Annotated in this window: 24 protein-coding genes; 10 read left to right on the forward strand and 14 right to left on the reverse strand. The window is 58.9% G+C overall.

The genetic code is table 11. The features are described from left to right. Positions 1-7: 7 nt before the first annotated feature. On the reverse strand, positions 8-1,354 hold the full coding sequence (gene algB, locus KSS91_RS01095) for a sigma-54-dependent response regulator transcription factor AlgB (protein WP_217836802.1): 1,347 nt from the start codon (positions 1,352-1,354) through the stop codon (positions 8-10). A gap of 438 nt (positions 1,355-1,792) precedes the next feature. Between algB and KSS91_RS01100 the strand changes: the two genes are divergently transcribed. The 4 genes from KSS91_RS01100 to KSS91_RS01115 all read left to right on the forward strand — a co-directional run bounded on the left by KSS91_RS01100 (position 1,793) and on the right by KSS91_RS01115 (position 5,932). Then, positions 1,793-2,080: a hypothetical protein gene (locus KSS91_RS01100; RefSeq protein WP_217836803.1), complete on the forward strand. Its 288-nt coding sequence runs from the start codon at positions 1,793-1,795 to the stop codon at positions 2,078-2,080. 72 nt (positions 2,081-2,152) lie between these two features. Continuing rightward, positions 2,153-2,317, forward strand: a complete 165-nt coding sequence (locus KSS91_RS01105; protein ID WP_003177151.1) for a DUF1328 domain-containing protein — start codon at positions 2,153-2,155, stop codon at positions 2,315-2,317. Positions 2,318-3,157: 840 nt separating this feature from the next. Next, the gene (gene gltP, locus KSS91_RS01110; RefSeq protein WP_015092920.1) at positions 3,158-4,489 is read left to right on the forward strand and encodes a glutamate/aspartate:proton symporter GltP; all 1,332 of its coding nucleotides are present in this window, start codon (positions 3,158-3,160) and stop codon (positions 4,487-4,489) included. Between the two features lie 213 nt (positions 4,490-4,702). Beyond that, the gene (locus tag KSS91_RS01115) at positions 4,703-5,932 is read left to right on the forward strand and encodes a nucleoside recognition domain-containing protein (RefSeq protein ID WP_015092921.1); all 1,230 of its coding nucleotides are present in this window, start codon (positions 4,703-4,705) and stop codon (positions 5,930-5,932) included. On the opposite strand, the gene KSS91_RS01120 is transcribed toward KSS91_RS01115, so the two are convergent. Then, complete coding sequence (locus KSS91_RS01120) at positions 5,914-7,011, reverse strand: aminopeptidase (protein ID WP_217836804.1); 1,098 nt, start codon at positions 7,009-7,011, stop codon at positions 5,914-5,916. The genes KSS91_RS01115 and KSS91_RS01120 overlap by 19 nt on opposite strands. A 59-nt stretch (positions 7,012-7,070) precedes the next feature. Between KSS91_RS01120 and KSS91_RS01125 the strand changes: the two genes are divergently transcribed. Together KSS91_RS01125 and KSS91_RS01130 are read left to right on the forward strand one after the other, a co-directional pair. Further along, entirely contained in the window at positions 7,071-7,493 is a 423-nt protein-coding gene (locus KSS91_RS01125) for a PA0061/PA0062 family lipoprotein (protein ID WP_015092923.1), read from the forward strand. A gap of 40 nt (positions 7,494-7,533) precedes the next feature. Next, positions 7,534-7,956 (forward strand): PA0061/PA0062 family lipoprotein, encoded by a 423-nt coding sequence (locus KSS91_RS01130; protein ID WP_015092924.1) that lies wholly within the window; start codon positions 7,534-7,536, stop codon positions 7,954-7,956. Between the two features lie 4 nt (positions 7,957-7,960). On the opposite strand, the gene KSS91_RS01135 is transcribed toward KSS91_RS01130, so the two are convergent. After that, positions 7,961-8,194: a DUF1161 domain-containing protein gene (locus KSS91_RS01135; RefSeq protein ID WP_015092925.1), complete on the reverse strand. Its 234-nt coding sequence runs from the start codon at positions 8,192-8,194 to the stop codon at positions 7,961-7,963. Positions 8,195-8,377: 183 nt separating this feature from the next. After that, positions 8,378-8,809 (reverse strand): OsmC family protein, encoded by a 432-nt coding sequence (locus KSS91_RS01140; protein WP_116579880.1) that lies wholly within the window; start codon positions 8,807-8,809, stop codon positions 8,378-8,380. Between the two features lie 239 nt (positions 8,810-9,048). Here KSS91_RS01140 and KSS91_RS01145 point away from each other — a divergent pair, with 239 nt between their 5' ends. Beyond that, positions 9,049-10,050 carry an LLM class flavin-dependent oxidoreductase gene (locus KSS91_RS01145; RefSeq protein ID WP_217836805.1) on the forward strand — a complete coding sequence of 334 codons (1,002 nt, stop codon included), beginning with the start codon at positions 9,049-9,051 and terminating at the stop codon, positions 10,048-10,050. Positions 10,051-10,118: 68 nt separating this feature from the next. On the opposite strand, the gene KSS91_RS01150 is transcribed toward KSS91_RS01145, so the two are convergent. Further along, entirely contained in the window at positions 10,119-10,343 is a 225-nt protein-coding gene (locus tag KSS91_RS01150; RefSeq protein WP_015092928.1) for a DUF1161 domain-containing protein, read from the reverse strand. A 121-nt stretch (positions 10,344-10,464) separates the two neighbouring features. Beyond that, positions 10,465-10,680 (reverse strand): dodecin, encoded by a 216-nt coding sequence (locus KSS91_RS01155; RefSeq protein WP_015092929.1) that lies wholly within the window; start codon positions 10,678-10,680, stop codon positions 10,465-10,467. 157 nt (positions 10,681-10,837) lie between these two features. Here KSS91_RS01155 and KSS91_RS01160 point away from each other — a divergent pair, with 157 nt between their 5' ends. Further along, positions 10,838-11,161, forward strand: coding sequence for an ElaB/YgaM/YqjD family protein (locus tag KSS91_RS01160; RefSeq protein ID WP_095967836.1), 324 nt, complete (start codon positions 10,838-10,840; stop codon positions 11,159-11,161). On the opposite strand, the gene KSS91_RS01165 is transcribed toward KSS91_RS01160, so the two are convergent. Beyond that, positions 11,158-12,051 (reverse strand): LysR family transcriptional regulator, encoded by an 894-nt coding sequence (locus tag KSS91_RS01165; RefSeq protein WP_217836806.1) that lies wholly within the window; start codon positions 12,049-12,051, stop codon positions 11,158-11,160. The two genes, KSS91_RS01160 and KSS91_RS01165, sit on opposite strands and share 4 nt — an antisense overlap. 124 nt (positions 12,052-12,175) lie before the next feature. Between KSS91_RS01165 and trpB the strand changes: the two genes are divergently transcribed. Beyond that, the gene (gene trpB / locus KSS91_RS01170; protein WP_217836807.1) at positions 12,176-13,396 is read left to right on the forward strand and encodes a tryptophan synthase subunit beta; all 1,221 of its coding nucleotides are present in this window, start codon (positions 12,176-12,178) and stop codon (positions 13,394-13,396) included. Continuing rightward, positions 13,396-14,208, forward strand: coding sequence for a tryptophan synthase subunit alpha (trpA, locus tag KSS91_RS01175; RefSeq protein ID WP_015092933.1), 813 nt, complete (start codon positions 13,396-13,398; stop codon positions 14,206-14,208). The genes trpB and trpA overlap by 1 nt, the downstream gene beginning before the upstream one ends. Positions 14,209-14,355: 147 nt before the next feature. Here the strand turns inward: trpA and KSS91_RS01180 are convergent, their stop codons facing one another. The 7 genes from KSS91_RS01180 to scpC form a co-directional block, all read right to left on the reverse strand. Then, the gene (locus tag KSS91_RS01180; RefSeq protein ID WP_217836808.1) at positions 14,356-16,317 is read right to left on the reverse strand and encodes a DUF7844 domain-containing protein; all 1,962 of its coding nucleotides are present in this window, start codon (positions 16,315-16,317) and stop codon (positions 14,356-14,358) included. Next, entirely contained in the window at positions 16,314-16,634 is a 321-nt protein-coding gene (locus KSS91_RS01185) for a DUF2388 domain-containing protein (protein WP_217836809.1), read from the reverse strand. Before KSS91_RS01185 ends, KSS91_RS01180 begins: the two co-directional genes overlap by 4 nt. A gap of 28 nt (positions 16,635-16,662) precedes the next feature. Further along, complete coding sequence (locus KSS91_RS01190; RefSeq protein WP_015092935.1) at positions 16,663-16,980, reverse strand: DUF2388 domain-containing protein; 318 nt, start codon at positions 16,978-16,980, stop codon at positions 16,663-16,665. 107 nt (positions 16,981-17,087) lie between these two features. After that, the gene (locus tag KSS91_RS01195) at positions 17,088-17,408 is read right to left on the reverse strand and encodes a DUF2388 domain-containing protein (RefSeq protein WP_015092936.1); all 321 of its coding nucleotides are present in this window, start codon (positions 17,406-17,408) and stop codon (positions 17,088-17,090) included. A gap of 145 nt (positions 17,409-17,553) precedes the next feature. Beyond that, a complete protein-coding gene (locus KSS91_RS01200; RefSeq protein ID WP_217836810.1) occupies positions 17,554-17,763 on the reverse strand; it encodes a DUF1127 domain-containing protein in 210 nt (69 codons plus the stop codon). A 258-nt stretch (positions 17,764-18,021) separates the two neighbouring features. Then, positions 18,022-18,237, reverse strand: a complete 216-nt coding sequence (locus KSS91_RS01205; protein ID WP_007969750.1) for a DUF1127 domain-containing protein — start codon at positions 18,235-18,237, stop codon at positions 18,022-18,024. Between the two features lie 320 nt (positions 18,238-18,557). Further along, positions 18,558-20,051, reverse strand: a complete 1,494-nt coding sequence (gene scpC / locus KSS91_RS01210; protein WP_217836811.1) for a succinyl-CoA:acetate CoA-transferase ScpC — start codon at positions 20,049-20,051, stop codon at positions 18,558-18,560. Positions 20,052-20,217: the final 166 nt, after the last annotated feature.

Consider the following 20,217-nt stretch of genomic DNA (forward strand, 5'->3'; position numbering starts at 1 on the left):
CTATTGCTCACAAGTTGTACTGCTTGCGTTTGCGGTACAGCGTCGAGGCATCGATGCCCAGGGTTTTTGCCGCTTGATCCAGCGTGTCGGCGGTGGCGAGGACCGCGCCGATGTGGGCCTTTTCCAGCTCATCCAGGCTCAGCGCTGCGCCGATGCGCGGTGCATTGTTGACCGGGGTTTCGGCCATGCCCAGATGACTGATCTCGACCCGCTCCTGCGGACAGATGATGCTCGCGCGCTCTATCACGTTGCGCAGCTCACGGATGTTGCCCGGCCAGCGATAGCCCAGCAGGGCTTCCCGGGCCTCCTCGCTTAACGCGCGCGCGGGACGGGCATACTCCTTGACGAACCGCGCCAGGAAACGATCCGCCAGGTTGAGAATATCTTCACGGCGTTCGCGGAGCGGTGGCAGGTGCAGGGTAATGACATTCAGGCGATAGAGCAGGTCTTCACGGAAACGCCCATCGCGGACCATGTCCTCGAGGTTGAGGTTGGTGGCTGCAAGGATGCGCACATCGGCACGGCGGGTCACCGGATCACCGACGCGCTCGTACTCTTTGTCCTGAATGAAACGCAGCAACTTCGGCTGCAATGTCAGGGGAAAATCGCCGATTTCGTCGAGAAACAGCGTCCCGCCGTCCGCCTGGTTGACTCGACCCAGGGTGCTTTCGCTGGCGCCGGTGAAGGCGCCACGACTGTGGCCGAAGAGCTCGCTTTCCATAAGCTCGGCGGTCAGCGACGGGCAGTTGATCGTGACACAGGATTTCTTCGCGCGTTTGCTCCAGCCGTGAATGGCTTGGGACAGCTCACCCTTGCCGGTGCCGGATTCACCGAGAATCAGGATATTGGCATCGGTCGTGGCCACCTGACGCGCGGTTTCGAGTACCACTTTCATGGCCGGGCTGTGGGAGTCCAGACCATCCTTGGGCTTGCGCACTTCACCTTCCAGGGCTTCGAGCCGCGCCGACAGCTGCCGCACTTCCAGTTGCTTGGCGGTTGCCAAGCGCAATTGATCGGGGCTGCACGGCTTGACCAGATAGTCGGCGGCACCGGCCTGGATCGCATCCACCGCCGTGTCGACGGCTGAGTGCGCAGTGACGATCACCACCCGCATCCAGGGCGCCTGGATACGCATCTGGGCCAGCACATCCAGGCCGTTGTCTTCACCCAGACGCAGATCGAGGAAGCACAGGTCGAAGACCTGGCGCTGCAACAGGGCTTCTGCCTGCGCGGCGCTGGTGGCGGTGGCCACGCTGTAGCCTTCGTCTTCAAGGCAGTAACGGAAAGTGCGCAGGATGGCGGATTCATCATCCACCAGCAGAATGCGGCCTTGGTGCTCAGTGGCTGATTCCATTTTCCTACGCTCCTTAATGAATGATCTTGATTTAGTCCCGGAGAAATCGGGCAAGTTGCATGATTGATTCTGAGCCATTCCTGTCATGGCAGGGTAGCTTTCATCCGATGTATCGGTTTGCCAGCTGATGTCGCGGCTTTTTTAATAGATGTCCGGTTTCCGACAGCGGCCAGTGTGTATTTCTGACATCTGCGTCCTCCTCTCAATTCAAAAAATTTACACCCTCCTTCAAACGAATCGTGCAATACGCACGACCGTACAAGTGGCATCGTGCAGGATGCGTACGATGTGATTTCTTTGATGGTCTTAAAGCATTGATATTAAAAGAAATTAATTCATTTCAATGCTGGCATGCGGGCTGCAATTGTCTGGTTGACCAGGGCATTCAAAAACAGACGCCCGCTATCGAATACCGACCCTAGTGGTAGGAGCTCCAGGATGAACCGTCAACGTGTCGCCCACCTGCACCTCTCGCCTTTGCATATTCAGCAAGGACTGTTTGCTGTTCTGGCGTTGTTGCTCACCCTTATCGGTGGCCAACAGTTTCTGCGCTGGGAGCAGAGTCTGCAGCCGCAAGCGCCACAACTGTCAATTGAGCATCCGACCCAAACCCATTTCAGTGCTGTTGGCAGCCTTCAGGCCGATAGCCCCCCGATGCGCATGATCGACGTCGACCAGGCCGGATCTGCAGGTGAGATACGTCATCAGGAGCGCTGGGTGTTCTAGGTAAAAAATTTCCGCCGCAGCGATGTGCCGGGAAACGCAACACCTCTAAATAGAAGCGTAAGGAGAATCACCATGTTGAGCTGGGCAATCACATTCCTGATCATTGCCATCATCGCCGCAGTACTGGGCTTCGGTGGTATCGCGGGCACCGCCACGGGTATCGCCAAGATTCTGTTTGTCGTGTTCCTGGTGATGTTCATTGCTTCCTTCTTCTTTGGCCGTCGCGGTCGAGGCTGACATGAAAGGTTTGTTCAATACGCTGGCAGCCGCCCTGCTATCAGGGCGGTAGTGCCATGGCATGCGGGCTGAGGCTTCTGCGGCATGCCTGAGGCCCTCATGCAGGGCTTGTCGGTAGAACAGAATTTGTACACGAAGGAGGTCACAGCGCCTCTTTCGATCTGCGTCACCTGAGGAAGGCTGGCGCATGACCAAGGGGTCGGGATGTTCTGCCTGCTTCAGGGGCGGAGTGACCTACGGGTACAGGGAGTACCTGCGTAAGGGCCGGGTCAGGAAAAGCTGCTGCGCAAGTTCGCCGGACCACCATGGCTCGACGAGCTTGCGAAGGGCTGGATCAAGCAACACATTGAAATAGAGCGCTCGTCTCGATTTCATCACTGTTATCGGCTCCTTGTCCCTGTTACGTCGGAAATTACTTTTCCCGGTGTTTCACAGGCGACCGTATATCGAGAAAAACCCCTTTTTTTTGGTCGCGATTTTTCGCTTTGTCCTACGGGATTTTGTTGAAAAATCAACGCTCGGCCACTGCTCAAAAAACATTCAATCTGCTCTGTGATGACCGGTTCACGGCACTTATGCCTGCCGAAATGTCGCAATCGAACCGATTGCGACGCCGCATTCAGCAAAAAAACCTCATGCCGATTCGGCATAGGGTAGGCGTTTACGGCATTAGACGGCGCTTCCTTGCATCGGAATAGTTGCGCCTTTTTTCGCCTGCCAGAGAGCCGCAAACACGCGTTCCGGGGCACCTTATACGGGGGGTAGATGCACTAGACTTTTTCGCCATGAGCGTTCCAGTTCGCGCATCTCCCTGAGTCAAACGCAAGTAAGGGTAAAGATATGAAGAAGGCAAAGCTTAGCCTCGCCTGGCAGATCCTCATCGGTCTGGTATTGGGGATAGCAATCGGTGCGCTGCTCAACCATTTCAGTGCCGAAAAAGCCTGGTGGATCAGCAACGTCCTGCAACCAGCAGGCGATATCTTTATCCGTCTGATCAAGATGATCGTGATACCGATCGTCATCTCCTCTTTGATCGTCGGCATTGCCGGCGTCGGTGACGCCAAGAAGCTGGGGCGCATCGGCTTCAAGACCATCGTCTACTTCGAAATCGTCACTACCATCGCCATCGTGGTCGGTCTGCTGCTGGCCAACCTGTTCCATCCGGGTGCCGGCATCGATATGAGCACCCTGGGCACCGTGGACATTTCCAAGTACCAGGCGACTGCCGCCGAGGTCCAGCATGAACACGCGTTCATCGAAACCATCCTCAACCTGATCCCGTCGAACATCTTCGCGGCCATGGTTCGCGGCGAAATGCTGCCGATCATCTTCTTCTCCGTATTGTTTGGTCTCGGGCTGTCGAGCTTGCAGGCGGACCTGCGCGAGCCGCTGGTGAAGATGTTCCAGGGCGTGTCGGAAAGCATGTTCAAGGTCACTCACATGATCATGAACTACGCCCCGATCGGCGTGTTCGCACTGATCGCGGTGACTGTGGCCAACTTCGGCTTCGCGTCGTTGATACCGCTGGCCAAGCTGGTGATCCTGGTTTACGTCGCCATCGCCTTCTTCGCGTTCGTGATCCTGGGCCTGATCGCTCGCCTGTTCGGCTTCTCGGTGATCAAGCTGATGCGCATCTTCAAGGATGAGCTGGTACTGGCCTACTCCACCGCCAGCTCCGAAACCGTGCTGCCGCGTGTGATCGAGAAGATGGAGGCCTACGGCGCGCCGAAAGCCATTTGCAGCTTCGTGGTACCGACCGGTTACTCGTTCAACCTCGACGGCTCGACCCTGTACCAAAGCATTGCGGCGATCTTCATTGCCCAGCTCTATGGCATCGACCTGTCGATCAGCCAGCAACTGCTGCTGGTCCTGACGTTGATGGTCACCTCCAAAGGCATCGCCGGCGTACCGGGCGTGTCCTTCGTGGTCCTGCTGGCCACCCTCGGCAGCGTCGGTATTCCGCTGGAAGGCCTGGCATTCATCGCCGGTGTCGACCGCGTCATGGACATGGCCCGTACCGCGCTGAACGTGATCGGCAACGCCCTGGCTGTTCTGGTTATCGCTCGTTGGGAAGGCATGTACGACGACGCCAAGGGCCAGCGTTACTGGAACTCCCTGCCGCACTGGCGTAGCAAGGAAAAACTGCCGGCGGGTGAAACCTCCAGCAACTGATACAAAACCTGTGGGAGCGAGCTTGCTCGCGATGACCGACTAAAGCCGACATTGATGTCGACTGATACACCGCTATCGCGAGCAATCGAGCGTCGACCGGCTGCTCCCACAGTGATCTACGAAAGCCGCACCAGACAAACCCCGGGGAAATCCGGGGTTTGTCGTTTCTGGCCACCCCGCTATCATTCGCGGATATTTTGGGGGATTTGACTGATGCTCAATGGCCTGTGGCTTGGCTTCTTCATCGTGGCAGCCGTTTCGGCGCTGGCGCAGTGGCTGATTGGTGGTAACGCCGGGATATTCGCGGCGATGGTGGAGAGCATTTTTGCCATGGCCAAGCTGTCGGTCGAGGTCATGGTGCTGCTGTTCGGCACACTCACCCTCTGGCTGGGTTTTCTGCGCATTGCCGAGAAGGCTGGCATCGTCGAATGGTTGGCCAGGGCCTTGGGGCCATTGTTTTTGCGCCTGATGCCCGAAGTCCCGCCTGGTCATCCAGCCATCGGCCTGATCACCCTGAACTTCGCCGCCAACGGCCTCGGTCTGGACAACGCCGCCACGCCTATTGGCCTGAAGGCCATGAAAGCGCTGCAAGAACTCAACCCCAGCGCTACCGTCGCCAGTAACGCACAGATCCTGTTCCTGGTGCTCAACGCCTCTTCGCTGACCCTGCTGCCGGTGACCATCTTCATGTATCGCGCCCAGCAAGGCGCGCCTGACCCGACGCTGGTGTTCCTGCCGATCCTGCTGGCGACCAGTTGCTCGACCATTGTCGGCTTCCTGTCGGTGGCGTTCATGCAGCGCCTGCGCGTCTGGGACCCGGTGGTGCTGGCCTACCTGATCCCCGGCGCCCTCGCCCTCGGTGGTTTCATGGCGTTGCTGGCGACCCTTTCAGCGACCGCGCTGGCGGGCTTGTCATCGATCCTCGGCAACCTGACGCTGTTTGGCCTGATCATGCTGTTCCTGCTGATCGGCGCGCTGCGCCAAGTGAAGGTCTACGAGGCCTTCGTTGAAGGTGCCAAGGAGGGTTTCGACGTCGCCAAGAACCTGCTGCCCTATCTGGTGGCGATGCTCTGCGCGGTGGGTGTCCTGCGGGCCTCCGGAGCGCTGGACTTCGGCCTGGACGGGATTCGTCATCTGGTGGAGTGGGCCGGTTGGGACACGCGCTTCGTCGATGCGCTGCCGACGGCGATGGTCAAACCCTTCTCCGGCAGTGCCGCCCGGGCGATGCTGATTGAAACCATGAAGACTTCGGGCGTCGACAGCTTTCCGGCGCTGGTGGCGGCGACAATCCAGGGCAGTACCGAGACCACGTTCTATGTGCTGGCGGTGTACTTCGGTGCCGTGGGCATCCAGCGTGCGCGCCATGCGGTTGGCTGCGCCTTGCTGGCGGAGCTTGCCGGGGTGCTGGGTGCAATCGGCGTTTGCTACTGGTTCTTTGGTTGATCGGCGCCTTCAGCCAGCGTCTTAAGCGCGGCCTTGCGCTCATCCGTCGGCAAGCCGCCGAGCTTTTCCGCGGCGGCATAGAACCTGGGCCAATCGCCATCCACCTGGTGGAACAGCGCGTCAAATGCCGGTACCCACTGGTCGTACAAGCCAAACGGCAATAGCCGGGCATTGTTCATGGGGGCATGAATCCAAGCGTCGTAGCGTTTGTCTCCAGCCCACTGACTGTCGCGCAGTTGCCGGTATTCGCTGCGCAAGCGCTCGAACTCGGCCGCCTTGCGCTGGCGCATCTGTTTGGTTGGCAATGGCAAGGCGTAGAGCTTTTCCAGCCTGGCGCGGGTTTCCAGCACCAATTCAGTGAACTGGTCGCGCTGACGCGCCTGCGCATAGTTGTCCGGTGGCAGGTGGCGATAGGCCCGCCATTGGCGAGTTCCTTCCTGCTCGACGAAGGTGGCAAAGGATTCGTTGAACTCGGTGTCGTCCTTCACATAGACGCGCTGATGGGCCAGTTCGTGAAAGATCAGCGTGGCCAGTCGCTCATCCCCCCAGCCCATCATCGAACTGATGATCGGGTCGTTGAACCAGCCGAGTGTCGAATAGGCCTCGACGCCGCCAATCGACACGTCCATGCCCTGCAAGCGTTGCAAGGCTGCTTCGCCGCGAGCTGCGCTCTGACTGTAGTACCCGCGATAGGCCACGCAGCCGGCGATGGGAAAACAGTGGTTTACAGGCTTGAGGGAAAATTCCGGCGTGACGAAGACATTCCAGACGACGAAGGGACGGCCAATGTCCGCGTACAAGCGGTAACTCTGGTTGTCCGGCAGGTGCAATTGCCGGCTGGCGAACGTTCGGGCCTTTTGTGATTGCTCCAGGTGTATACGCAGTTTTTGGTCGCGCGCCGGGTCGGCAATCACGCTGGAAACCGGCTCCCTGGCCCGCAGCAGCTGCATTTGGCCGCTGGCCAGTTGACTGTAATAGCTGATGCTGGTGCAACCGTTGAGCAACAAAAACAACACGCCCGGAAACAAAACGCGAAAAACGCGATCAAGTAACCCAAGGCTAGGAAGCGGCCTGATCACAATAATTCTTCCTTGGAGAGTCTTCTCGCAAGACTATCCCGCCTGACTGGAGCTCCGCTATGCGCACGATGATACTGACAGGAAGTCTGCTGTTGCTGGCCGGCTGTGCCGGATTCGGAATACCCCGCCATGATCCTGCGCAAGCCTGGATCGACCTGGACTCGAAGCAAGAAGATACAGCGTTGCAGGCATTGGAGGTCGATGACAAGGCCACCGACGATAAACGCTACTTCGAGGTTCAGCCCGGTAGCCATGAATTGACAGTCCGCTACCAGTTTCCGGTGCAGCCCACCAACATCGGCCCCGACGCCGAGCCATTGTGGCGCGATTGTCAGTTGAACGTGAAATTCAAGGATTTCAACGCCGGCGAACGTTATCAACTGCAAGCGGGGAACATCGGTTTCCGGCCGTGGGCCAAGCTCTATGATCAGCAGCGAAAAGTGATCGGCCATGGCACCCCTGCGGGCTGCCAACATACCTGATCGGCGTTATGCTGGATGCATATCCCCTGGGACATCCATCATGCGCAGGTTAATGCTGTTACTCGCCGTCGGAGTGGTCGCGGGCTGTCAAAGCCCGATGCCGACACCTGATCCAAAAATGGCCTGGGTTGATTTTTCGACGCCCTTCCCTAACGACAAGTTGTTGATGGCTGAACGCCTGGACAAACAACGATTGCGCGATGGGCGTTATTTCGAAGTGACGCCCGGCAGCCACGAACTGATCGTGCGTTTCGACTTTGAAGTCCCCGGCGGCGGTGGCTTGAGTACGATGAGCGGGCCCTCTGAGCGGCTGTGCTACCTGACCATCCGTTATGATCATTTCGAAGCCGGTCAGCGTTATGTACTCGAAGGCCGCTCCATAGCGTTTACCCCCGGCGCCCGCCTGTACAACGCCAAGCGCGAGATCGTCGCTGAAGACCGGGAAGCCAACTGCCTGATGTGAGATGTCAGCGGTCGTTCTTCTGGTAGATGATTTTTTTGCTGCCGTTTTCGCACGAGCCAACGACCATGTTCTGGTCGTGCACTTCGTCGTTGGTGACGATTTCAAGCGTGTAGGAAGTGACGCCACTGGCCTGGATCTTGGCTTCGATCTCGGCCTTGAGCTCTTCGCAGGGTTTCGGTGCTGCGAGGGCCGACGTGGCCAGCGCACAACAGATAACCGCCAGGGCAAAACGTTTCATGGTTGAAGCTCCTTTGAGGCAGCACGCCTATTTACAGGTTTTCGCTGCTGTCATTTATTCGACCATATTATCAGCGGGCAAATCTGTCACGACGCAAAAAAGATCGCAGCCTTGGGCACCTCTTGCCGAATGATCCCGGCAAGTTGCGCAAGGCTGCGATCTTTTCTTTGCAAAAATGAAGATCTAGCTGACCAATGTTGCCTCCAGGCTGATCTTGGCATTCAGCACTTTGGATACCGGGCAGCCCTCTTTGGCCTTGTTGCTGAGTTCTTCGAACTGCGCCTGGCTTGCCCCGGGGATCTTCGCCTGCAGAATCAATTTCACTGCGGTGATCGCAAAACCGCCGTCCACTTGATCCAGAGTGACTTCCGCCTGGGTATCGATGCTATCGGCCTTCAGGCCGGCATCACCGAGAATCATGGAGAACGCCATGGAAAAACAGCCGGCGTGGGCAGCGCCGATCAACTCTTCCGGGTTGGTGCCCCGGCCGCCTTCGAAGCGCGCCTTGAAGCCGTAGGGGGCTTCCCGAAGCACGCCGGTTTCTGTGGAAATCGAGCCGATGCCGGTTTTCAGATCACCTTCCCAATGAGCCGATGCTTTCTTGACGATAGCCATGCCTGCCTCCTAAAGGTCGGCGCGAAAGGTCGCGCCTGTGGGGTTTTCGGTTGTCAGGGTTGTGAGGATAGACGAAGGGGCAAAGTTCACTTCGTCCGATCAATCTGCTTTTTTCGCGGGATTTTTTACCGGGCTATTGAAACTCGGGTATATGCCCACATTGCATGAACACGCTTTTGGATTCGGCAGGTTTACGTTCGCAAGAACAAACCTGCGCCCTCAATTGGAGAAGCAGGTTTATGAAACGACTGTCCGATATCAAGTTCTCGACCCTCGATCTGGTGCCGGTGCGCGAGAACGGCAGCGCGGCCCAGTCGCTGCGCAACTCGCTGGACCTGGCGCAGCACGTCGAGAAGTTCGGTTACAACCGCTTCTGGGTGGCTGAGCACCACAACATGGACGGCATCGCCAGTTCCGCGACCTCGGTACTGCTCGGTTATCTGGCCGGTGGCACGTCGACCATTCGAGTCGGTTCGGGCGGTGTGATGTTGCCCAACCACGCCCCCTTGGTGATTGCCGAGCAGTTCGGCACCCTGGAAAGCCTGTATCCAGGCCGGATTGATCTGGGCCTGGGGCGCGCGCCCGGTTCCGACCAGATGACTGCACGTGCGTTGCGCCGAGAGCGCTCCGGCAGTGCCGACGACTTCCCGGAAGATGTGGCGGAGCTGGTGCGCTACCTCGGGCCACGTACCCCGGATCAACGGATCATCGCCATGCCGGGAACCGGGACCAATGTGCCGGTCTGGTTGTTGGGGTCGAGCCTGTTCAGTGCACAGCTGGCCGGTGAACGCGGTTTGCCCTACGCCTTCGCTTCACATTTCGCGCCGCGCTACATGCATGAAGCGATTCGGGTCTACCGCAATCACTTCAAGGCCTCAGCCGTTTTGGACAAGCCCTACGTAATGCTCGGCGTGCCATTGGTGGCAGCCGATACCGACGAGCAGGCCGATTACCTGGCGACTTCGGTGTTCCAGCGGATTCTCGCCCTGATGCGCGGCCAAAGCCTGGTACAGCGTCCGCCGGTGAAGACCATGGACGGCCTGTGGCTGCCCCATGAGAAAGAGGCTGTGCACGATTTCCTTGGACTGGCCATGATTGGCAGCCCACAGAAAATCCGCGCCAAACTCGAGGTCCTGATCGAACAGACCCAGGCTGACGAGCTGATTTTCACCTGTGACCTGTACGAACATTCGGATCGCGTACATTCCTACGAGCTGCTCGCGCAGGTCATGCGCGGCTGATACTCAAACGGCAGGCATGAAAAAGCCGGCGCCAGGGCGTCGGCTTTTTCAATCAGGCGAGGATCAGCCTACTTTTTGTAGACGATCACTTTGGCGCCCTTTTCGCATTGACCAACAACTTTTCCGCCAGATGCACTACCTTTATCGACAATCTCCAGCGAATAACCGGAAACGCCCTTGGCATCAAGTTTCGCTGCGATTTCGGCTTTCAGCTCTTCGCATGGCTTGCCACCATCTGCCAATACGGTCCCCGCAAGGCTCAACAAACCTACCGCCAACATAAACTTCTTCATCGGTTGCATTCCCTGGTCGGATCATAGGGGTAACCAGCCGTCAGCCGGACGCACTCATTCAGCGCTTTGCCATTCCCTATGGCATTCGTCCGGCGTGCAAGTTCAGAAGACTAGCCCAAAGTCAGCTGCTGGCAATCCGGAATCCGACTTTCAGGGTCACCTGAAAGTGCGCAGCCTTGCCGTCCCTGATGTGCCCACGAGTCTCGGTTACTTCAAACCATTCCATGTACTTTATGCTTTTGCTGGCTTCGGTCAGAGCATTGTTGATCGCATCTTCGATACTGCTGGTGGACGAGCCGACCAGCTCGACTTTCTTGTAGGTGTGATGGTCAGACATGGCGTTCTCCTTGGCGTGTGAATTACAGCCTAGCAGTGATTTTTCCTATTTCTTCTGTTGGCCGTTCTGAGAGTGAAGTTCAGATTTTCTGCACTTTCTCGAACCTCTGAAGTCCCAACCAACACACGCCACTCATCACCAATGCAGGAGAGCCACCATGGCCAACACCTCGTTACGCAAAGCCTCATTGCAAAGCATGGAAGCCGAGATCGAGAGTCTGCTCAAGTCTTTGGAAAACCTGAAGGACGACGCCTCGGACGAGTCGCGTAAAACCCTCAAGACCCTGAAAGGCAACGCCGAGAATGCCTTGAAGCACTCGCGTCATCTGCTTGCCGACGCCTATGAAGAGGTCAAGGTCAAAACCCGCGAAACCGGGATTGCCACCCGGGACTACGCCCAAGAGCACCCCTGGACGACAGCCGGTGTCGCCGTGGGCGCATTGGGCCTGCTGGCCGCTTATCTGTTGTGCAAGCGTGATTAATCCGCCCGGCGCAGTTCGCTTTTCAGCCACTGCGCCAGTTGCCGGGCGCGCCCGTCCGCGGCGCGCTTGGGTAGCCACAACGCCAGTTGTGCCGGGGTTTCACTGAAACCCCAGGGCGCAACCAGGCGGCCGGCCTTCAAGTCCTCCACCACCAGGGGTTCGGGGGCAATCGCCACGCCCAGACCCGCGACGGCGGCTTCCAGCAAGTAGTACAAATGCTCAAATCCCTGACCGTACTTCAACGCCCTGGCGTCGAGGCCGCATTGTTGCGCCCAGTTTGGCCAGGCTTGCGGGCGTGAGGTGGTGTGCAGCAAGGGTTCGTTCAGCAGTGCGCTTTCCGGCGCTTGCTTGAGCCGCTCATAGCCGGCGAACCGAGGGCTCATGACCGGACCGATACGTTCGCTGGTCAGCTCGAAAACCTGCATGTCCGCCGGCCAGGGTGGCTCGGCAAAGACCAGCAAGGCATCCAGTCCCGGTCTTCGCGGATCGAGATCACCTTCTCCGGCCGACAGGTGCAGACGCAGGTCCGGCAAGTCGGCATTGAGTCTCCCCAGTCGCGGGATAAACCAGCGCGCCAACAGGCTTCCCGAGCAACCGAGTACGAACGGGGCGTCGGCCGTGCTTTGTGTGAGTTCTGCGCAGACGCTGCGCAGGCGCTCGAAGGCTTCGCTGCTGGCGTCACGCAGGCGTAAGCCGGCATCTGTGAGTTTCAGGCCGCGACCGTCCTTGATGAACAGGCTGACGCCGAGGTGTTCTTCAAGCACCTTGAGCTGCCGGCTGACCGCACCATGGGTGACATGCAGCTGCTCGGCCGCGTGACTGACGCTGTTCAAGCGGGCAGTGGCTTCGAAGGCGCGAAGCGCATTCAGCGGGGGAAGGTCATGGCTCATGGGATCTGTGAGTTTTCCTGACAGGTTGTGGCGATCTTATCGGTTTTCAGGCCGGGGCGTCAGGGGTAGAGTGAAGCCCACTATCTCTTTATGCATCACTTCATGCATTCAACTGGAGCGCCAAATGACCCAGACTAATCTGCGCAACGGTCCTGATGCCAACGGCCTGTTTGGCGCGTTCGGTGGCCGCTACGTTGCCGAAACCCTGATGCCGTTGATCCTCGACCTGGCCCATGAATATGAATTGGCCAAGGAAGATCCTGCATTCAAGGAAGAACTGGCCTACTTCCAGCGTGACTACGTCGGACGTCCAAGCCCGTTGTACTTCGCCGAGCGTCTGACCGAGTTCTGTGGCGGCGCAAAGATCTATCTCAAGCGCGAAGAGCTGAACCACACCGGCGCGCACAAGATCAATAACTGCATCGGCCAGATCCTGCTGGCGCGACGCATGGGCAAGAAACGCATCATCGCCGAGACCGGCGCCGGCATGCACGGCGTGGCGACTGCCACCGTGGCTGCACGTTTCGGCCTGGATTGCGTGATCTACATGGGCACCACTGACATCGAACGCCAGCAGGCCAACGTGTTCCGCATGAAGCTGCTGGGCGCCGAGGTTATCCCGGTGGTCGCCGGCACCGGCACGCTGAAGGATGCAATGAACGAAGCCTTGCGTGACTGGGTGACTAACGTCGACAGCACGTTCTACCTGATCGGCACCGTGGCCGGTCCTCACCCTTACCCGGCGATGGTCCGCGACTTCCAGGCCGTGATCGGCAAGGAAACCCGCGAGCAGTTGCAAGCCCAGGAAGGTCGCCTGCCGGACAGCCTGGTGGCGTGCATTGGCGGTGGCTCCAACGCCATGGGCCTGTTCCATCCGTTCCTCGACGACAAGAGTGTCGAGATCATCGGCGTTGAAGCGGCCGGTTACGGCATTGAGACCGGCAAGCATGCGGCCAGCCTGAATGGTGGCGTTCCAGGCGTGCTGCACGGCAACCGCACTTTCCTGCTGCAGGACGACGATGGCCAGATCATCGATGCCCACTCGATCTCCGCCGGCCTCGACTACCCGGGCATCGGTCCGGAACACGCCTGGTTGCACGACATCGGCCGCGTTCAGTACACCTCGGTGACCGACGACGAAGCCCTCGCCGCGTTCCACCAGTGCTGCCGCCTGGAAGGGATCATCCCGGCGCTGGAAAGCGCCCATGCCCTGGCTGAAGTATTCAAGCGCGCACCGAGCCTGCCAAAGGATCACCTGATGGTGGTCAACCTGTCCGGCCGTGGCGACAAAGACATGCAGACCGTGATGCACCACATGGAACAATCAACGCAGGAGAAACACTGATGAGCCGCCTGCAAACGCGTTTTGCCGAACTCAAGGAACAGAACCGTGCCGCCCTGGTGACCTTCGTTACCGCTGGCGATCCGGGCTATGACACCTCCCTGGCAATCCTCAAGGGCTTGCCGGCGGCTGGCGCCGATGTGATCGAGCTGGGCATGCCCTTCACCGACCCGATGGCTGACGGCCCGGCCATCCAGCTCGCCAACATCCGTGCGTTGGGTGCCAAACAGAATCTGGCGAAAACCCTGCAAATGGTTCGCGAGTTCCGCCAGGACAACAACGAAACGCCGCTGGTGCTGATGGGTTACTTCAACCCGATCCACATGTACGGTGTGCCGCGCTTCATTGCCGAAGCCAAAGAGGCCGGCGTTGACGGCCTGATCGTGGTCGACCTGCCGCCAGAGCACAACGGCGAGCTGTGCGACCCGGCGCAGGCTGCGGGCCTGGACTTCATTCGCCTGACCACGCCAACCACCGACGATGTGCGCCTGCCGACCGTTCTCAACGGCAGCTCCGGTTTCGTCTACTACGTGTCGGTGGCCGGTGTGACCGGCGCAGGTGCCGCCACGCTGGAACACGTCGAAGAAGCGGTCGCCCGTCTGCGCCGCCATACCGACCTGCCGATCAGCATCGGTTTCGGTATCCGGACTCCGGAACAGGCAGCGTCCATTGCACGCCTGGCTGATGGCGTGGTGGTGGGCTCGGCGTTGATCGATCACATCGCCAATGCCACGTCCCCGGAACAAGCCGTGGATGGCGTGCTGAGCCTGTGCTCGGCATTGGCCGAAGGCGTGCGTAAGGCCCGCGTTAGCTGAAGGCAACGTTCCTGATTCAGAGACTGAACAGCAAAACGCTGTAAACCTTGTGGGAGCGAGCTTGCTCGCGATAGCGGCGTGTCAGCCAACATCAATGCTGGATGTGCAGCCCTCATCGCGAGCAAGCTCGCTCCTACAGGTGTGGGGTCAAGGCAACTCTAATCCGCCTGCTGCCTTGTGCAGTTTGCGCAAATGCTCGCCAATCTGCTTCACGTTGGCTTCGTTGGCGGCCATTTCGGCGGCACGACCCGGTTCGAGCAACGCTCTCACTTCTTTGTCCAGGTCCCCGGACAGCGCCAGGAGCTGCTTCTGGCGCTGGCTGCTTTCCGATTCCAGATGCTCCCACTCGCTCGGCTGTGGCAAGCCATATCCGTTGGTGCCCAGCAGTTCCGCCGGACGGCTGAGGAAGCCACTGTTGGCGAGAATGTCCTTGAGCGTCTGGTTGGCCTTGTCCATGCCGCCATTCTGCAGTTCCCGGGCGCCCAGATAGCGCTGCTTCACTTCATCCTGAGCCAGCAGCAACTGCTGACGAAAACTGGCCTGTTCCAGCAGGAGCAACGCCGCGCTGGTGCGCAGGTCCGCCTGCTCGAACCATTGCCGACGATCCGCGGCTTTCAAGTCCAGCCAGTCTTCGACGGTTTCCTGTTTGATCGGCAAGTGCTTTTTCAGGATTTCGAACATTGCCTGATAGCGTTCGCGGAAGGAATCGAAACGATAACCCAAGCGCAAGGCTTCTCGCGGATCGTCCAGCACACTGGTGTCCGCCAGCCCTCGACCTTTGAGCACTTCCAGTAAACCGTTGGGCATGATGTTGTCGAGCCCTACCAATTTCGGGTTGTTGGTGCCGCCGCGCAGCAATTTCAGTTCTTCCACCGCACAGTTGTTCGACAGGAAGAAGTAGTTGCCGTCGTAGCTCCAGTGCATCTCGGCGGCACGCTCCACCACGTCTTCAACCTCTGTGCGCGACAGGTTCAGGGGCACGGAGGCCAGGCTGCGCAGTTCGGTCTTGGTATATTCGTCGATGACCTGGGACAGCGGCAGGATAAACAGCCGCGACGGGTATTTGCCGACCAGGCCATCCCAGCTCGACAACTGTACGTCGCCGACGAAGGCGCGATACGACAGCACCAGGTGCTGGTCCAGGTCCAGTCGGCAATCCGGACCACGGGGGCGGCCCGGCGCGCAGATCACCAGACGCAGCATGCTGTGGCCCCAGCGGCTGAACAGGTTCTGGTTAGCCTCGGCCAGCAGATAGTCAACGGCATAGACCCGCTCCGGATCGACCTGCCCCAGCGGTGTCTTGGCGAAGTCGTTGCCGGCATTGAGGAACGCGACGGTTTTGCTGCAGGTGTCACTGGCGGCGGGCGCCCAGCCGAAATGCTCTTTGTAGTAGCGATACAGTGCGGGACGGCGGCAGGCGTAGCTCGGGTCAAGGAGGAAATACTCCATGTTGACCGCGACGAATTCCTTGGGGCTGCTGGTCTCGTAGATATCCGGACTGCGGGCAATCTGGCGATTGTGCTGTTCGCGTTCACCCCGACGGCCTACGTATTGCTGCCAGCCGGCCAGGTCGAGCAGGCGCGGATCGTCGCTGAGGGTAAAGCGCCGATCGGACTGGCCCCGACATTGGTCGGGTATGCCGACCAGCCCTGAGCTGTTGTTGCGCCGGGTGCAGCGCTGAATCAGCTTGCGCTCGTCATCCGGCCACAAGCGCGAACGGTCGTAGATGTGAGTCAACTCGTGCAACACAGTGGCCAGCATTTCCCGACGCACGGTGCCATGGGGGCGATGGGTTTTTTTGCTCGCGGCGCTGCCATCGGTGAGACCGGCCAACAGGTTGCGGTTCAGATCAAGCTCGGACACCAGCGATGCCTGGCCGTAGGCATTGCGCGGCATGTCATCGGTCCAGCCGACGACGATACGCCGGTCCAGCTGCTCGATGAAACGTGGCGGCAGCGCCTGCATGGCTTCATCAAGCAACGCTTGGCTGGCTCGCTGTTGCGCGGGCGTCAGACCTTCTGTCCTGAGTTGCAACTGAAGGCCTGCGTGGGCCGTGTTGCCGAACAGCAACAGGGCCCCGGTCAGCAGCCAGGTACGTGGACACCTCACAGTGCGAGGATGGCTTCGGCGAGATCCTGATCGCTGGCGTCGCGCGCTTCCGGCACGCGGGTGCGCAGCAGGTTGAAAGCGGACTCCAGGTGAGCGCCGCGAATGTCGCCATTGCTGGCGACGAAACTGGCGGCGTCGTCCTGGGCTTCGCGCACGATTTTCGAATCGCGAATGGACGTGGTGGTGTCGGAGGTGAAATCGAGGGTGCGCTGGGTCGCACGGATCAGGATGTTACTGGTAGCAACCAGAGTATGTGCCTGGGCCACGTCGGCCAACAGCAGCAGGCCGAAGATGGCAGCAATCAGCGGGTTACGCATGGATCGAACTCCAGAAAAACGGGGATAACTATTGGACGAGAATTGCTTGCGCCAGTTCAAGGTCGCTGGCATGAAGTTTTGCCTGGGTCTGGCGCAGATACCGAAGGGCCGACTCCAGTCGTGCGCCTCTCATCAGGCCGTCACTGGCAATGAATGCCGCGGCGTCGTCGTGGGCGGCGAGCAGTAGTTTATGGTCGAAGGGGGCGGAGGTCACGAGGCTTGTGGCGTAACCACTGGCAACAGTGCCCTGTGTGGACAGGTTAAAGGCGTCATAAGCGTGGGCTGATGCGCAGTAACCCAGGGTAAGAAAAACTGGAGCGATCAAGGGAATGGAAAGAAAACGCATGAGACTCGACAGTTGAAAGTGAGTCCCAAGGCTAGCGCAAGGGCCGTCCTGGAGCCAGTGCCGAAACATTGGGACACGCCGGGCGTGCCCCATGTCTGTACCGCCGTTTAGATGGTCAGGATCGCCTGAGCCAGTTGTGCGTCTGTTGCACTCAGTTGCGGCGCCTTATGGCGAATGTGATCGAGGGCGCTTTCCAGCTTCACACCGCGGATGGAGCCTTCGCTGGCGACGAAGCTGGCGGCGTCGTCACGGGCGGCGAGGACGATCTTGTCATCCTTGAACGACGACGAAACGATGTTGGTGGTCGCATCGGATGTGGCCTTGAGCGCGTTGACCACAGCATCCGTGGTCACGATGAAGCTGGAGGCTTGGGCACCGGCAGCCACGGCAAACAGGGCCGCGGCGCTAAGCAGGCGAAGACGGGACATGGGGTAACTCCTTTTGGTAGACCATTTGAAATATGGCGCAGTGTCTGCAAAGTCAGACGCCAGGCACTCGGCGTTCGCCACGTTCTGAAGTGATATTAGGCCTGTCTGTGTCGGTTCGCACAGTCCTGACTCTTCACGCAGGAAGTCAGCGCCAGAACGGTTTATCCAATTCATTGCTGCGGTCGGCGTGGCCGATACCCGGATCCGCTAGCTGGCGATCATCGAGTTGAGCCAGCAAACGTCGCGTTCTCGCCCTTTCCAGGCCCGCGCAGAGCCCCTTCAGCAGCCCTCTAAGCCTGTGCTGGCAAGGTCTCGATTGAGCCGAGGGAATGGAAAAATCCTGTAGGTTCTTCATGGCTCTGTCCCTGTCCTGGTAAGTGGAGAGCTCCATGTTGACCCCCGCTGAATATCCACTACAGACACACAGCGGCGATATTGTACTCATGCAGTTTGTGTTTTTTGCAAACTGTACTGGTGTTCAGGTTTCTCTTCTGTAACACCGGGTTTGCCAGGCCAAAACGACAAAACCCGTCGTGGTTGCCCACGACGGGTTTTGTTTTTTCAATTCGGGTTGCTGGCGGTGGACCTTAAGGTCAGAGCCAGCGACGCTAACTTAGCGCCAGAACGGCTTGCTCAGCTCTTCGTAGCGTTGTGCTTCGCTAATCCCGGCGTCAGCCAGCAGACGCGAATCCAGGCGAGCCAGTTGATGGCGGCTGGTAATGCGGCGCTGCCACAACATCAGATTGGCGATAACGCGCAGAGGCAGGGAAGCCTGGGTTTTTGCAGCAGTGTCTTCGAAGAACAGATCGGAACTGAGTGTACGTTCCATGGTGGTCATCCTTCCGCTTGTGGCGGGATTAGGTAGTGGTTTAACTGGTGCCCATGATCCTCTTGTTTGCCTAGTCTCTGTAGATACAGTTCATCTGTATTGTGAGGGCTCAGTTAACTGTTTATAGGGGGTGTACTGGTCGAAATTGAGGCAACTGTACCTGTCTGCACTGTTTGGGTGCATAAATGCTGTTTTACCCCGAGAAGGTAGGAATTTACCGTAGGAAATGACCAGTACAGCAGTACAGTTTTTTTCGTATTGCGAGGGTGGCAAGAGCAAGCTGGCGAAACTGTGTTTGCGCCAGCTGTTATCTGTAGCAATTACTTCTTCAGCATGTGCCCGGTTTCTTCCAGGTTTATGTGCCAACTGAGTGCGTCACGCAGGATGTGCGGGGTATGTCCGCCGATGGCGCACGCTGTGGTGAAGTAATCATTCAGCGCCTGGCGGTAATCCGGGTGCACGCACTTGTCGATGATGACCCGGGCACGCTCCCGGGGCGCCAGGCCTCGCAAGTCTGCCAGGCCTACTTCGGTCACGAGGATGTCGACATCATGTTCGGTATGGTCAACATGGCTGACCATAGGCACCACGCTGGAGATTGCGCCGCCTTTGGCAATCGACTTGGTCACGAACACGGACAGGTGTGCATTACGCGCGAAGTCGCCGGAGCCACCGATGCCGTTCATCATCCGGGTGCCGCAGACGTGGGTGGAGTTGACGTTGCCGTAGATATCGAACTCCAGCGCCGTGTTGATGCCGATGATGCCGAGGCGGCGCACCACTTCCGGGTGGTTGGAGATTTCCTGCGGGCGCAGGACCAGCTTGTCCTTGTAACGCTCCAGGTTGCCGAACACATCGGCGTTGCGCCGGCTCGACAGGGTGATCGAGCTGCCCGAAGCAAAGCTCAGCTTACCGGCGTCGATCAGGTCGAAAGTCGAGTCCTGCAGCACCTCGGAATACATCGTCAGGTCTTCGAACGGCGAGTCGATCAGGCCACACATCACCGAGTTGGCGATGGTGCCAATACCGGCTTGTAGCGGACCGAGCTTGTTGGTCATGCGTCCGGCGGCCACTTCCTGTTTGAAGAAGTCGATCAGGTGGTCGGCAATGGCTTGGGTCTCGGCGTCTGGCGCCAGCACCGTGGAGGGTGAGTCAGCCTGATTGGTGACCACGATGGCGACGATTTTTTCCGCTGGAATCGGGATGGCGGTGCTGCCAATGCGGTCGTCGACTCTGACCAATGGAATCGGGGTGCGGGTCGGGCGATAGGTCGGGATATAGATGTCGTGCAGGCCTTCGAGGTTCGGGTTGTGTGCCATGTTGATCTCGACGATCACGTGCTTGGCGAAAATCGCGAAGCTGGCCGAGTTGCCTACCGAAGTGGTTGGCACGATATGCCCTTGCTCTGTGATCGCAACGGCTTCAATCACGGCAATGTCCGGCAGTTTCAATTGCTGGTTGCGCAACTGCTCCACGGTTTCCGACAAGTGCTGGTCGATGAACATGACTTCACCGGCGTTGATCGCCTTGCGCAGGGTGCTGTCGACCTGAAACGGCATGCGCCGCGACAGCACGCCAGCTTCGGTCAACTGCTTGTCGAGGTCGTTGCCCAGGCTTGCGCCAGTCATGAGGCTGATCTTCAGCGGCGTGACCTTGGCGCGCTCGGCCAGCGCCTGGGGAACGGCCTTGGCTTCGCCGGCGCGAGTAAAACCACTCATGCCGACGGTCATGCCGTCCTCAATCAGGGCGGCAGCGTCGGCAGCGCTCATCACTTTGTCCAACAACGAAGGCAGGCGAATACGGTCACGGTACATGGATTGTTATCTCGGGCAACAGGTAGCAGGACGTGCAGTCTAGTGAATTGCGTCGACTTCTGTCCCGCTACCAAGGTCGCAATCGAGGCGTCTATTCCGGGCCTTTCAAGCAAAACACCGTTACCGGATCGGTAACAAAAGAATAGTTTGTCCGACGATTTGCGCA

The organism is Pseudomonas azerbaijanorientalis (assembly GCF_019139795.1).
GTDB lineage: Bacteria > Pseudomonadota > Gammaproteobacteria > Pseudomonadales > Pseudomonadaceae > Aquipseudomonas > Aquipseudomonas laurylsulfatiphila.

Coding starts and splice junctions, on each gene's coding strand:
- gltP (WP_015092920.1), top strand. CDS start 3,158: ATGAAGAAGGCAAAGCTTAGCCTCGCCTGGCAGATCCTCATCGGTCTG.
- algB (WP_217836802.1), bottom strand. CDS start 1,354: ATGGAATCAGCCACTGAGCACCAAGGCCGCATTCTGCTGGTGGATGAT.
- KSS91_RS01130 (WP_015092924.1), top strand. CDS start 7,534: ATGCGCAGGTTAATGCTGTTACTCGCCGTCGGAGTGGTCGCGGGCTGT.
- trpB (WP_217836807.1), top strand. CDS start 12,176: ATGACCCAGACTAATCTGCGCAACGGTCCTGATGCCAACGGCCTGTTT.
- KSS91_RS01200 (WP_217836810.1), bottom strand. CDS start 17,763: ATGAAGAACCTACAGGATTTTTCCATTCCCTCGGCTCAATCGAGACCT.
- KSS91_RS01125 (WP_015092923.1), top strand. CDS start 7,071: ATGCGCACGATGATACTGACAGGAAGTCTGCTGTTGCTGGCCGGCTGT.
- KSS91_RS01140 (WP_116579880.1), bottom strand. CDS start 8,809: ATGGCTATCGTCAAGAAAGCATCGGCTCATTGGGAAGGTGATCTGAAA.
- KSS91_RS01190 (WP_015092935.1), bottom strand. CDS start 16,980: ATGCGTTTTCTTTCCATTCCCTTGATCGCTCCAGTTTTTCTTACCCTG.
- KSS91_RS01105 (WP_003177151.1), top strand. CDS start 2,153: ATGTTGAGCTGGGCAATCACATTCCTGATCATTGCCATCATCGCCGCA.
- KSS91_RS01150 (WP_015092928.1), bottom strand. CDS start 10,343: ATGAAGAAGTTTATGTTGGCGGTAGGTTTGTTGAGCCTTGCGGGGACC.
- KSS91_RS01160 (WP_095967836.1), top strand. CDS start 10,838: ATGGCCAACACCTCGTTACGCAAAGCCTCATTGCAAAGCATGGAAGCC.
- KSS91_RS01145 (WP_217836805.1), top strand. CDS start 9,049: ATGAAACGACTGTCCGATATCAAGTTCTCGACCCTCGATCTGGTGCCG.
- KSS91_RS01155 (WP_015092929.1), bottom strand. CDS start 10,680: ATGTCTGACCATCACACCTACAAGAAAGTCGAGCTGGTCGGCTCGTCC.
- KSS91_RS01205 (WP_007969750.1), bottom strand. CDS start 18,237: ATGGAACGTACACTCAGTTCCGATCTGTTCTTCGAAGACACTGCTGCA.
- KSS91_RS01115 (WP_015092921.1), top strand. CDS start 4,703: ATGCTCAATGGCCTGTGGCTTGGCTTCTTCATCGTGGCAGCCGTTTCG.
- KSS91_RS01135 (WP_015092925.1), bottom strand. CDS start 8,194: ATGAAACGTTTTGCCCTGGCGGTTATCTGTTGTGCGCTGGCCACGTCG.
- trpA (WP_015092933.1), top strand. CDS start 13,396: ATGAGCCGCCTGCAAACGCGTTTTGCCGAACTCAAGGAACAGAACCGT.
- KSS91_RS01165 (WP_217836806.1), bottom strand. CDS start 12,051: ATGAGCCATGACCTTCCCCCGCTGAATGCGCTTCGCGCCTTCGAAGCC.
- KSS91_RS01195 (WP_015092936.1), bottom strand. CDS start 17,408: ATGTCCCGTCTTCGCCTGCTTAGCGCCGCGGCCCTGTTTGCCGTGGCT.
- scpC (WP_217836811.1), bottom strand. CDS start 20,051: ATGTACCGTGACCGTATTCGCCTGCCTTCGTTGTTGGACAAAGTGATG.
- KSS91_RS01100 (WP_217836803.1), top strand. CDS start 1,793: ATGAACCGTCAACGTGTCGCCCACCTGCACCTCTCGCCTTTGCATATT.
- KSS91_RS01185 (WP_217836809.1), bottom strand. CDS start 16,634: ATGCGTAACCCGCTGATTGCTGCCATCTTCGGCCTGCTGCTGTTGGCC.